This is a genomic window from Bacillus thuringiensis, assembly GCF_001182785.1.
GTDB lineage: Bacteria > Bacillota > Bacilli > Bacillales > Bacillaceae_G > Bacillus_A > Bacillus_A thuringiensis_S.
The window spans coordinates 2,595,939-2,608,167 of record NZ_CP012099.1; the positions used below are offsets into that span (position 1 = coordinate 2,595,939).

A 12,229-nucleotide genomic window follows, 5' to 3' on the forward strand; every position below is an offset into this window, starting at 1 on the left:
TCAAATTTAGTGAGATGATTATTATGTTAAATGAAGGAGAGACTTCTATGTTTACATCTATTACATATTTACAATCGGGCAATGACAAGCAACAAAAAATATATGATGTTTTGAATAGCCTAAACATAATGGAGGATTTAGCTTTATATAATCCCGTTCTTTGCGGGACAATCCCCATAAGAATTGATACTCCTCAATCTGACTTAGATATTGTAATGGAAGTATATAACTTTGATGTTTTTGAGCAGGAAATGAGATCTTTATATGGTTCTTATGGAGGGTTCAACATAAAAAAGAAAAAAATTAAAGGTACTGAATCGATAAAGGTGAATTTTGAATTCGAAGGTTTTGAATTTGAATTATTTGCTCAACCTAAGCCAGTGCGTAATCAAAATGCATATAGACACATGATAGTGGAGCACATGCTATTAATGCAGCATCCGCATATAAGGGAAGAAGTTATTCGCTTAAAGGAACAAGGTTTAAAAACAGAACCTGCTTTTGCTCAAGTATTAAATATTGACGGAGATCCTTATGAAAAACTTATTTTATTAGGGCAGGAAATGAAATTGTGGTAAATAAGATACGTAAAAAATCCTCCAAAAACAAAAGAGGATTTTTTTATGCTGTTAACTTACGAATTAATTCACTGAGCAATTTAATACCGTTAGTCATTTGTTCTGGTGAAGCATATCCATATGATAAACGAATGTACTGATCTGATTCTTCTTCATAAATACGTCCTGGGTTTAAAAGAATTCCTTTTGATAAAGCCTCTGAAAATAGTTTTTTCATCGGAATGTTATGTACAACCTTTAGCCATATAAAAAATCCACCACTAGGAATATCCCACGATGCAATATCTGCACAATATTTATTTAAAGCTCGTATCATTATTTGTCTTCGCTCTTTCAGGTGCATTCTTACGTTTGCTACATATTCTTCATAAAAACCTTCATTTATCCATTCAGCAGCTACTCTTTGAGATAAAGAGCTGGATCCATAGTCTGTTTGCATTTTTATATCTGACAATCTATTAATAACGGGTTCTGGTCCGATTATCCATCCAATTCTAAGTCCTGGGCTAAGTGTTTTAGAGAGACTACCAATATATAATACATGTCCATGTTTATCCATCGACTTTAAAGGAGCTGGAGGTGATTCGTCAATCCATAACTCTCGGTATATATCATCCTCGATGATAGGCAACTGCTCCTTTTCACATATTTTTAATATTTCTTTTCTTCGCTCTTTGGACATCAATATCCCCGTTGGATTTTGAAAACAAGGGATTGAATATAAAATATTATTCTTTTGACTATATTTAATTCGTTTTAATAAGTCGTTAGGTAAAATACCGTGATGGTCCATTGATATACCGGATAAATTTATATTTGCTGATTGATAAACATGAAGTGAATATAAGTAAGAAGGTTGTTCAAATAAAACAGTTGATTTTCTATGTAATAGACCAATCGATATTAATTGTAATGCTTGGAGTGCACCAGAGACTATTAATATAGAATCCGGTGATGCATGTATTCCAAATGATCTTACATATTTGCTTATTGCTTCACGTAACGGATAAAAACCTTTTTGTTCTTCGTATCCGAAATAATCTAATTCCTCACTGACGTTTTTTATTATAGATTGCATAGTTTCGAGCGGGAAAAGATGAGGTGCAAGTTCACCTTTACTAAGATGGATAAGCGTTTTATTTGCTTCTGCTTCATTTATTTCTCGCACCATTAACTTACTTGGCTTATGAATACCGGCTTTTACATATTCACTCCAATCGGGCGGAGGATTAGTTGCTAATAATGACCATGTATTATTCATTACAATTGTTCCTGCTCCGATTTGTCCTTGAATTAAACCATCTGCCATAAGTTCATCTAGCGCAGTAATTACAGTACTTCGATTTACATTAAATAATTTTGCTAACTGCCGCTGACTAGGGATTTTACTTCCAATTGGCCATTCTCCGTTTTCTATTTTATCTTTCATATAGTCTATTATCTGCCGATATTTGGGCATTTTTTTATCGGTTGTCATATAAAAAACTCCTTCGTTAATTTAAAAGATCCAAAGTGGTTGGTTTTTCCGATAAATAACTGGTTGAAGACATTGTATCAACTATTAAATATGATGAAAAGAAATAATTGGTAATTTAAAAATGGTTGGTTTTTAGGGAAGGAGAGAAAATATGCATAATAAAAAATGGGATTTACGCATTATATGTGCTCACGCTTTTACAATTCTTATATGGGGAACTGCTTTTCCAGCAATTCGTATGGGACTTGAATCTTATACGCCTGAACACCTTACTTTACTACGCTTATTAATCGCCTCATTTATACTTTTGTTATTTTCATTTATATACAAACTACGACTACCACATTTAAAGGATATCCCAGCAATTTTCATATTTGGTGCTCTAGGATTTACTATTTATCACATCGCATTAAACTACGGCGAAAAAACAGTAAATGCTGGATCTGCAAGTTTAATCATTTCAGTCACTCCAATAGTAACGGCAATTCTTGCTTCTGTTTTTTTGAATGAAAAAATGAAATTAAATGGCTGGATCGGTGGTGTAATGAGTTTTGCAGGAATTGCCTTAATTTCATTTAGCCAAGGCGACGCTATTCAATTGAATAGCGGGGGATTATTTATATTATTAGCGGCGATTTCAGAAAGTCTATTTTTCGTTTTTCAAACATCTTACTTAAAAAAATACGGCTTCTTACCATTTACCATATATACAATTTTGTCTAGTACTGTATGTATGCTTATTTTCTTACCCGGAGTTTATCAAAAAATACTAGCAGCTCCTCTTGAAGTTAACTTGAGCGTTATATATTTAGGTGTCTTTCCAACAGTACTCCCGTATATTGCATTGGCCTATATTATATCTCGTGCTGGTGCTTCTGAAGCAACAAGTTCTCTATATTTAACACCAATAACTGCGTGTTTCATTGCTTGGATATGGTTAGGAGAAGTGCCAACTTTAGTTTCGATAATTGGCGGAGGAATTACTATACTTGGAATTGTGATTGCTCATATACCAATATTAAGAAAAGAAAAACATAGGAATTTAGCAAATAATCAATCCGTATAATGTAATTCAATAATGATTTTATGATACTTTTTTATATAGTTTCTTTCTTATGTTGATAAATATAATATTTTGTATTTCAGTTAAATATTGTATGTTACATTTTATGTAGTAAGCATTTTAAAAGGAGCTGACAACATAATGAATGGAAAAAGAAAAATTTTCACATGTATTTCTATTGTAGGAATCGGACTAGCTAGTTTTTCTAATTCTAGTTTCGCAGCAAGTGTAACGGACAATTCAATACAAAATTCTATTCCCGTAGTTAATCAACAAGTAGCTGCTGCAAAGGAAATGAAACCATTTCCCCAGCAAGTTAATTATGCAGGTGTTATAAAACCGAATCATGTTACACAGGAAAGTTTAAATGCTTCTGTAAGAAGTTACTACGATAATTGGAAAAAGAAATATTTGAAAAATGATTTATCTTCTTTACCTGGTGGTTATTACGTAAAAGGAGAGATTACAGGTGATGCGGATGGGTTTAAGCCACTTGGAACTTCAGAAGGTCAAGGGTATGGGATGATAATTACAGTATTAATGGCTGGTTATGATTCGAATGCTCAAAAAATCTATGACGGTTTATTTAAAACAGCAAGAACTTTTAAAAGCTCTCAAAATCCTAATTTAATGGGATGGGTTGTCGCAGATAGTAAAAAAGCACAAGGTCATTTTGATTCTGCTACTGATGGAGATTTAGATATTGCGTATTCTCTTCTTCTTGCTCATAAGCAGTGGGGATCTAATGGAACAGTTAATTATTTGAAAGAAGCACAAGACATGATTACAAAAGGTATTAAAGCTAGTAATGTTACAAATAATAACCGACTAAATTTAGGAGATTGGGATTCTAAAAGTTCACTTGATACGAGACCATCTGATTGGATGATGTCACATCTTAGAGCTTTTTATGAATTTACAGGTGATAAAACTTGGCTTACTGTTATTAATAATTTGTACGATGTTTATACGCAATTTAGTAATAAGTACTCTCCAAATACAGGGCTTATTTCAGATTTTGTTGTAAAAAACCCACCACAACCCGCACCTAAGGATTTCTTAGATGAGTCAGAATATACAAATGCATATTATTACAATGCTAGTCGGGTACCATTGAGAATTGTAATGGACTATGCGATGTACGGCGAGAAAAGAAGTAAAGTCATTTCTGATAAAGTCTCTTCATGGATTCAAAATAAAACGAATGGAAATCCTTCAAAAATTGTGGATGGTTATCAATTAAACGGATCAAATATTGGTAGTTATCCAACTGCTGTATTTGTTTCACCGTTTATTGCTGCAAGTATAACGAGTAGCAATAATCAAAAGTGGGTAAATAGCGGTTGGGATTGGATGAAGAATAAGAGAGAAAGCTATTTTAGTGATAGTTATAATTTATTAACTATGTTATTTATTACAGGAAATTGGTGGAAACCTGTACCTGATGATAAAAAAATACAAAATCAAATAAATGATGCAATTTATGAAGGAAACGATAATTAATTAAATTTGAGAATGGTTACTTAAGAAAGGAATTAGCATACGCTAGTTCCTTTTTAATGTTTTGTAAAACATTATCCATTCTAAAATTCGCATAGATCTACTTGCTTTTTTCATATACATAGTTATTGATGACTCTATGTTTTTATGAAGGGAGAGTATTTCTTGGAAAAAGTATTATTTTTCGGAGACCCAGGTATTGATGACTCATTTGCCATTATGTATGGTTTACTGCATCCCGAAATTGAAATTGTAGGTATTGTAACTGGATACGGAAATGTTGAGCATATACATGCTGCACATAATGCAGCGTATATTTTACAGTTAGCAAATAGACAAGACATTCCTGTCATTAGTGGTGCAACAAAACCACTTACAGAAGAAATTACTACGTACTACCCTGAAATTCACGGGGCAGAAGGATTAGGGCCCATCCATGTTCCAGAAAGCGTATTATCTATTCCAATATACAATTTTGGTAGTATCGCTGCGATTCTTGTAAAGTACGGAAAAGATTTAACGATTGTCGATGTAGGAAGATCTACCTCGTTAGCAATTGCTTTTAATTTATGGAGTGACTTAATGCTGAATGTAAAAGGAATCTATTTCATGGGTGGCGTCTTTTTAGAAGTAGGAAATGTAACACCATTAGCGGAGGCAAACGTGTATGGAGATCCTATAGCAAGTAAAATTGTTTTCCATCAAGCAAAGAATTTATTAATATTCCCTTTAAATGTAACAAACAAAGCTGTGTTAACACCAAATGTATTTAACTATATTCAAGCTAATACAAAGAATCCATTTCATATGATAATGAAACCAATGTATGATTACTATCTATCCGCATACCAAAAGCTTAATCCATCTATCGAAGGACCTTTGCTACATGATGTGGTTGCAATAAGTGGATTAGTAAATCCAAGTTTTTTTGAATTTGTGCATCGTACAGTAAATGTAGATACATACGGAGATACGAAAGGGCAAACATTTGCTGATTTTCGCCCTAGCTCTATATCTGATGGAGCACATATAGCACTAGAAATAGATGAACAAAAATTCATTCAAGATTTTATAAAAATCATGTTATAAGTTGCTGTCGAAAAAGGGAATTATTTCACTACGTTGAATATAAACATACATCCTCTATATAAGGGAGCTTACAATATTGAATGTACAGTTAAAGGTTGTTACGAGAGAAAATTGGGAAGAGGCATTAAAGTTACAAGTTAAAGAAGATCAAAGAAAATTTGTCCCCGCTGTAGCAGTTTCACTTGCTAAAGTATATATAAAACCAGATGGTGACAATGTAGAGTACATACCATTTGCTATATACGATGGTGAGCTTATGGTTGGTTTTGTTATGCATGCTGTTGTAATAGAGACATCGGATATGTATTGGATTAACGGATTTATTATTGATCAATCGCAGCAAGGTAATGGTTATGGAAAAGCAGCATTACAAGAAAGTATTAATATAATAAAAAATACTTTTAAATCGTGTAAAGAAATAAGATTAACCGTACATAAAGATAATCTCTCTGCAAAGAAATTATATGAACGATATGGTTTCATATCATTAGGACAGGAGTATGATGGTGAGCAAGTGTATCGTTTATTTGTTTAACTATTATGAAGTAAAGGCGTGAAATTTGAACAAGTATAGATTGAATGACTAGGAGGAATATCAATTGAAAAGTAAATTCCATTATATTGTACGAGCAGTCATGATAAAGGATGAAAAATTATTAGTTGCTGAATATATCGGCCATCATTATTTTTTACCTGGTGGCCATGTTGAAATTGGAGAATCAGCAGAGAATGCATTAAAAAGAGAATTAAGAGAAGAACTTGGAGCAAACTGCAGTATAAAACGATTTTTAGGAGTTATAGAACATCAATGGCAAGATAAAGAAGTGCTTCATCATGAAATTAATCACATTTTTGAAGTAGAGTCACAAGATTTACATACGGACTTAACACCGAAATCTAGCGAGTCTCATTTAGCATTTCACTGGATAGATTATAATAAAGAAGCCTTAAATCATTATGAAATCATGCCAATGCCTTTAGTAAAGGAATTACTAGAAAGAAAGTTAAATGATGAACTACTAAATTGTTGGATTAGTAATTTTTAAATTACTTTATTTATAGTAAATACGTCCATCGAATGAATATAAAGAAAATAGGCTGAAAAACAAGGTACATCACCTAGTGTAAGTTCATATTTTGTTGATGTACGCATTTAGTCTATAGTCTTGTTTCTACTTTGTTTAAAAGAATTTATTAACTTTAATATTTGGACGGAATTTACATTTATAAATGGAGGGTTTCATAATGAATCAGTTTCAACATGAACTACAAACATTAAACCTTAATGATTATCAAACTGGTAATGTTGTGTATTGGGATCAACAACAAAGTCAATATCCATACTACTACATTCAAGACGATGCACGTCGTTGCGGCGGATGCGGAGGGTGTGGTGGACGCTGTGGCGGTTGTGGTGGTGGTAGATGTGGCGGTTGTGGTGGACGTTGCGTAGGTTGCGCTGGCTGTTTTGGTTGCTTTAATTGCTGGAACTGGTGGGTTATTTAAGTATAGAAAATCCAAGTTGTTTTATATGAAAGAAAGGTGTAAATACTGTTTATACTTTTCTTTCATTTTGTAATTTTGTATTAGTGTTAAGGGGGATTTATTTGTATACATACGAAAAGTTGATTTCTTGGGTAGAGAATATAAAAGAAAAAAATTATAGTTCTGCTACAGCTCTTTGTATTATAAAAGATAATAAAATCGTACTAGAGCATTATAGTGGTTATCACTCAAATACATCTACAACCAAGAGAGTAACAGCATCTTCACAATTTAACGTTGCTTCTGCTAGAAAAAGTTATTTAGGATTAATGATAGCGTATGCGCTATACGAGGGGAAAATAAATTCTATTGATGATGAAGCGATAAAATATTTTAAAGACTTTGATCCTGTATTGCTTGGTAAAACGACGATAAGACATTTAGTAACACATTCGCACGGATTAGAAGAAACGAATGACGGGACAATTTTTCGTGAATTTGAACCGGGACAATCATGGGCGTATAGAGATATTAATGTAAGAATGATGACACGTCTTATTTATCAGCTATATAACAAAAGTTTTCCTGAATTGTTAAAGGAGCGTGTGTTTAAACCTGCTAATTTTCAAGAAACAGGTTGGAGAGTTCAGCGAGATGAAAATTTAGTTGACGTTGTTAATAATCCAAATGAAGACGCAATTAGTGAAATTGGTACGGTAGATGACGGTACTGAAAAAAATTTATTTGTCTCAGCTAGAGAATTTGCGCAGTGGGGTAATCTTCATTTAAATCAAGGTATGATAGATGATAAACAAATCGTTCTAAAAGAAGTTATAAAAATCGCTACGAGTTTGCAGAGCCCAACATTTATAAACAAAGAGCTACCACAAAATGGGGTGTTTTGGTTCATCCAAAATGAGCCTGCACAATTAAGCGAACTTGGTGAACGTATTCCAAAAGGGTCGTATCAAATATTAGGGATTACTGGACCGACTATTTTAGTAATACCTGAATATAATGTAGTTGTTGCAAAAATGTATAATAAAAGATATAACTACGGCGGTGATAATTACTTATATTATTTACGTGAATTTAGTAATTTAGTCGCTGATACATTTAGTAACGGTAATAGGGCATAATTACTCCTATAACAAAAAGGAGTGATTGAAAGTGAAAGATAAAGTGAACAAAAATAAAAAGCAAAATATAAAAGATGTAAATACAGAACAAAATGCAATTTATAGCGATCCTAAAGATGCAGCTAATATGCAAACTGTACCGCAGCCGAAAGATTTTGATGAAATCGAATATTAATTTTTCATCCGACTATATGATGAATAAAAAATACGTCTTAAGTCTCATCACATATAAGAAATTATTTGATAACATATATACATAAGCATTTGAAAATGTCTTATCTTAACAAAGCTTTCTTTAGAAATATCTGATATAACCTGCAAAAGGCACTTCTTTATGAAGTGTCTTTTTGTGTATATGAACTTAATTACCATTTTCCGTACAGTATCTTGCAATTTATGATGGATATACTAACTGTGAAAATTCATGTCAAGATAAAAGAAGGGGACAGTTAGTATGAAACAAACTTCTATAAATCCGTTACTAATTGTTCTAGGTACAATCATTGTTCAAATTGGCCTTGGAACAATTTATACATGGAGTTTATTTAATCAACCCCTTGTAAGTAAGTTTGGATGGAATCTTAATTCAGTAGCGATAACTTTCTCCATAACAAGTTTTTCTTTATCATTCTCAACTTTATTTGCAGCAAAGTTGCAGAAAAAATTAGGACTGCGGAAACTTATTGCTACTGCAGGAATTGTTTTAGGACTCGGCTTAATACTTAGTTCACAAGTTTCTTCCTTACCACTATTATATTTATTAGCTGGTGTCGTTGTTGGTTATGCGGATGGAACAGCTTATATTACATCACTATCTAATTTAATTAAATGGTTTCCAAATCGGAAAGGGCTTATTTCAGGTATATCTGTATCAGCGTATGGAATGGGCAGCTTAATCTTTAGATATATAAACGGAAATCTTATCGATAACCTTGGTGTATCACAAGCATTCTTATATTGGGGTATTATCGTGTTACTTTTAGTATTAATCGGATCGTTCTTCTTACGTGAGGCAATTGTAAGTAATGCTGTAACTGAAACATTACACAATGACTATACTCCGCGTGAAATGATGCGAACGAAACAAGTATATCTGCTATTTTTTATGTTATTCACCTCGTGTATGGGTGGTTTGTATTTAATAAGTATGGTAAAAGATATCGGCGTACAACTCGTTGGACTTAGCGCAGCAACTGCTGCAAACGCCGTTGCTATGATTGCAATCTTTAATACAGTAGGTAGAATCATTCTTGGGACGTTATCAGATAAAATCGGCCGAATGAAAATTGTCTCTGCAACATTTATTATTATAGGATTGTCAGTCTTTACTTTAAGTTTTATTCCGCTAAATTACGGAATCTATTTTGCTTGTGTAGCAAGTGTCGCCTTTTGCTTCGGCGGTAATATAACTATATTCCCAGCTATTGTCGGAGATTTCTTTGGATTAAAAAACCATAGTACAAATTACGGGATTGTCTACCAAGGTTTCGGATTTGGTGCGCTTGCAGGATCATTCATTGGAGCGATACTTGGAGGATTTCAACCAACTTTCATTATAATTGGTGTTTTAAGTATTATTTCCTTCATTATTTCAATATTAATCCGTCCACCAACTGCAGAGAAGACAAAGGAACTAAAACATCTACATCGGAAAGTGGCGTAATACTAAAAAGAGTCCTAATATAGGGCTCTTTTTAGTACAAAACATTTTTTGTGTAGAGAGAATAGAGTTATTTAATTTAAAATGAAATGAGTAGCAGATACTTAGAATATTCATATTGTTTTATAAAGGAACTAACATGTTGCTAAAAACATTTAGAAAATTACAGTTAACCAACTTTGTGATGGAACGTGCACTTCATTCATAGACCATTATTTTCTTATAAGTTTACAATGAAAGTAGTTGGCTTTTATTGATTACAACCATAATTTCTTCTGTTGTGGCATTCGCTACAACAAATATTGATGACATTTTTATACTACTTGTTTTATTTTCACAAGTAAGAACAGAAGTAATTAGGAATGAAGGAAGAGCTGTCCGCGAAAAAGCTACGAGAAAAAAACTTTATATTGTTATTGGACAATATTTAGGATTTAGTATGATTATTTTTCTAAGTATCATTGGGTCTTTAAGCTCTTTTTTTATTCCTGTTTCGTGGATTGGATTATTAGGATTAGTGCCAATTTATATGGGGGTTAAAGGACTATTGTCACTTCGTTCTTATAAAAGTAATGAAGTTATCGATAACGTTACTGTTTCATTATTTAAAGTAGCTTCAATTACATTAGCTAATGGAGCTGACAATATTTCGATTTATATACCAATGTTTGCTAGTCAAACACTTGAAACAAATATCGTTACATTAGTTATCTTTTTTTCCATGATAGCGATATGGTGTTTTATTAGCTACAAATTGATAAAAGCTCCTATACTAGCTAAAGTACTTGAGGAAAACTGTCATATTATTGTTCCAATTGTTCTAATTGGTTTAGGAATGTTCATTCTTTTTCGTAGTGGTACAATTGGACTATTCTCCTAAGGTGTTGAAATAACGGAAGTTTTCATAAAAAAGAATTGAACAACTTTAATATTTTTTTGAGCAATTACATTCATTGAGATTAATTAGATTCTACACAACGTATATAAGTCTTATTACAGATGAAATGTAGTAGGGCTTTTTTTATTTTAGTGAAATGAAACAATTGTATTAGTGATCTACGACTATTATTTAAACAGGACATTAGAATTATGAAGTTGAATAGCTATCGTAAAAGGAGTGTGATACTTAAAATGAAAATAGTACAGCAGTGGGTACAAGAAGATAGTGATTACATAAGAGAGAAAGTAATTGAATACAATCAAAAATATCTCGCAGATGAAGAAAAAACACCTTCAGAAAAGGTTAGTTTCATAGTAAGAGATGAAAAAGAAGAAATCGTAGGCGGGGTAACAGCGATAACTTTTTGGCACCATATACACGTTGACTTTCTATGGGTTTCTGAAGAATATAGGAATGAAGGTTACGGAACCAAGTTAATAAAACTTATTGAAGAATTTGCAATTGAAAAAGAGTGCAGGTTAATCAATTTAGATACTTTTAGTTTTCAGGCACCTGATTTTTATAAGAAGCATGGATATAAAGTAATCGGAGTAAGTGAAGATCATCCGAAAGGACACAATCGATACTATTTAGAAAAAAGGTTATAAAGTATATAGAATTCAAAAATGAATCAATTAGAGCATAAAGAGCGTACATTGAATAATCAATTTCAAAATACGCTCTTTTTTATTTTGTAATGAAGGACTATCGATTATTAACTTTGCTAAGAGCAGATAAATGAAATACTCAATTAACTTTTTTATATTTTAAAACGAATAAATGGTAGAATGTAACAAAGATAGAAAATTCCCATTATTAGAGGTGGACTTAGATGAAAAAAGTAAATGTTACATATGCACTTTTATACGATAAAACAAACGAAAAGATCTTAATGGTAAAAAACAAAGGGGAAAATGGTTCTTATTATACATTACCAGGTGGCGCAGTTAAATTAGGAGAAACGTTAGAAGAAGCAGTAATTCGAGAAGTAAAAGAAGAAACAGGGTTACATATAAATGTAAACGGGATTTGTTCTATCAGCGAAGCCTTTTTTGAGGAAAGAGATCATCATGCAATTTTCTTTAATTTTCTAGGTGAAATAATTGGCGGAGAGACATATATATCAAGGCCAAAAGAAATTGAAGAGATCACTTGGATGGAATTACATATAGCAGCTCCATATTTACGCATACCAGAACATTTACTAGATTTATTACAAAGGAAAGAAACAGTACCGTACTTTTTTAACGGAACAATCGTTCATCAATCTTCATAAAAATATTATCTCATGTAAGGTG

14 protein-coding genes are annotated in these 12,229 nt (G+C 32.3%); 13 read left to right on the forward strand and 1 reads right to left on the reverse strand.

Going from position 1 to position 12,229, the window contains the following annotated elements; all coding sequences use genetic code 11:
* Positions 1-47 precede the first annotated feature (47 nt).
* Positions 48-578, forward strand: coding sequence for a DUF4269 domain-containing protein (locus AC241_RS13370; protein ID WP_029442469.1), 531 nt, complete (start codon positions 48-50; stop codon positions 576-578).
* A gap of 43 nt (positions 579-621) precedes the next feature.
* On the opposite strand, the gene norG is transcribed toward AC241_RS13370, so the two are convergent.
* Entirely contained in the window at positions 622-2,055 is a 1,434-nt protein-coding gene (norG, locus tag AC241_RS13375) for an efflux pump transcription regulator NorG (RefSeq protein ID WP_050843823.1), read from the reverse strand.
* Positions 2,056-2,206: 151 nt separating this feature from the next.
* On the opposite strand from norG, the gene AC241_RS13380 reads away from it, so the two are divergent.
* The 12 genes from AC241_RS13380 to AC241_RS13435 all read left to right on the forward strand — a co-directional run bounded on the left by AC241_RS13380 (position 2,207) and on the right by AC241_RS13435 (position 12,207).
* A complete protein-coding gene (locus AC241_RS13380; RefSeq protein WP_050843825.1) occupies positions 2,207-3,121 on the forward strand; it encodes a DMT family transporter in 915 nt (304 codons plus the stop codon).
* Between the two features lie 138 nt (positions 3,122-3,259).
* Positions 3,260-4,621 carry a family 8 glycosyl hydrolase gene (locus AC241_RS13385; protein WP_043938407.1) on the forward strand — a complete coding sequence of 454 codons (1,362 nt, stop codon included), beginning with the start codon at positions 3,260-3,262 and terminating at the stop codon, positions 4,619-4,621.
* 162 nt (positions 4,622-4,783) lie between these two features.
* Complete coding sequence (locus tag AC241_RS13390) at positions 4,784-5,707, forward strand: nucleoside hydrolase (RefSeq protein ID WP_050843827.1); 924 nt, start codon at positions 4,784-4,786, stop codon at positions 5,705-5,707.
* 76 nt (positions 5,708-5,783) lie between these two features.
* The gene (locus AC241_RS13395; RefSeq protein ID WP_050843829.1) at positions 5,784-6,242 is read left to right on the forward strand and encodes a GNAT family N-acetyltransferase; all 459 of its coding nucleotides are present in this window, start codon (positions 5,784-5,786) and stop codon (positions 6,240-6,242) included.
* A gap of 64 nt (positions 6,243-6,306) precedes the next feature.
* A complete protein-coding gene (locus tag AC241_RS13400) occupies positions 6,307-6,753 on the forward strand; it encodes an NUDIX domain-containing protein (protein WP_029442475.1) in 447 nt (148 codons plus the stop codon).
* Positions 6,754-6,952: 199 nt separating this feature from the next.
* Entirely contained in the window at positions 6,953-7,213 is a 261-nt protein-coding gene (locus tag AC241_RS13405) for a heterocycloanthracin/sonorensin family bacteriocin (RefSeq protein ID WP_001071343.1), read from the forward strand.
* A 101-nt stretch (positions 7,214-7,314) separates the two neighbouring features.
* Positions 7,315-8,331: a serine hydrolase domain-containing protein gene (locus AC241_RS13410; RefSeq protein WP_050843831.1), complete on the forward strand. Its 1,017-nt coding sequence runs from the start codon at positions 7,315-7,317 to the stop codon at positions 8,329-8,331.
* Between the two features lie 31 nt (positions 8,332-8,362).
* Positions 8,363-8,506: a hypothetical protein gene (locus AC241_RS34795; RefSeq protein ID WP_000653680.1), complete on the forward strand. Its 144-nt coding sequence runs from the start codon at positions 8,363-8,365 to the stop codon at positions 8,504-8,506.
* A 279-nt stretch (positions 8,507-8,785) separates the two neighbouring features.
* Positions 8,786-9,994 carry an L-lactate MFS transporter gene (locus AC241_RS13420; protein ID WP_029442476.1) on the forward strand — a complete coding sequence of 403 codons (1,209 nt, stop codon included), beginning with the start codon at positions 8,786-8,788 and terminating at the stop codon, positions 9,992-9,994.
* Between the two features lie 250 nt (positions 9,995-10,244).
* A complete protein-coding gene (locus tag AC241_RS13425) occupies positions 10,245-10,871 on the forward strand; it encodes a cadmium resistance transporter (RefSeq protein ID WP_029442477.1) in 627 nt (208 codons plus the stop codon).
* 251 nt (positions 10,872-11,122) lie between these two features.
* Positions 11,123-11,539 carry a GNAT family N-acetyltransferase gene (locus tag AC241_RS13430; RefSeq protein ID WP_029442478.1) on the forward strand — a complete coding sequence of 139 codons (417 nt, stop codon included), beginning with the start codon at positions 11,123-11,125 and terminating at the stop codon, positions 11,537-11,539.
* A gap of 224 nt (positions 11,540-11,763) precedes the next feature.
* Positions 11,764-12,207, forward strand: a complete 444-nt coding sequence (locus AC241_RS13435) for an NUDIX hydrolase (protein ID WP_029442479.1) — start codon at positions 11,764-11,766, stop codon at positions 12,205-12,207.
* Positions 12,208-12,229 lie beyond the last annotated feature (22 nt).

Bases quoted from the DNA above. Each gene is read 5' to 3' on its own strand.
- AC241_RS13370 (WP_029442469.1), top strand. From the start codon at position 48: ATGTTTACATCTATTACATATTTACAATCGGGCAATGACAAGCAACAA.
- AC241_RS13380 (WP_050843825.1), top strand. From the start codon at position 2,207: ATGCATAATAAAAAATGGGATTTACGCATTATATGTGCTCACGCTTTT.
- norG (WP_050843823.1), bottom strand. From the start codon at position 2,055: ATGACAACCGATAAAAAAATGCCCAAATATCGGCAGATAATAGACTAT.
- AC241_RS13430 (WP_029442478.1), top strand. From the start codon at position 11,123: ATGAAAATAGTACAGCAGTGGGTACAAGAAGATAGTGATTACATAAGA.
- AC241_RS13405 (WP_001071343.1), top strand. From the start codon at position 6,953: ATGAATCAGTTTCAACATGAACTACAAACATTAAACCTTAATGATTAT.
- AC241_RS13420 (WP_029442476.1), top strand. From the start codon at position 8,786: ATGAAACAAACTTCTATAAATCCGTTACTAATTGTTCTAGGTACAATC.
- AC241_RS13435 (WP_029442479.1), top strand. From the start codon at position 11,764: ATGAAAAAAGTAAATGTTACATATGCACTTTTATACGATAAAACAAAC.
- AC241_RS13385 (WP_043938407.1), top strand. From the start codon at position 3,260: ATGAATGGAAAAAGAAAAATTTTCACATGTATTTCTATTGTAGGAATC.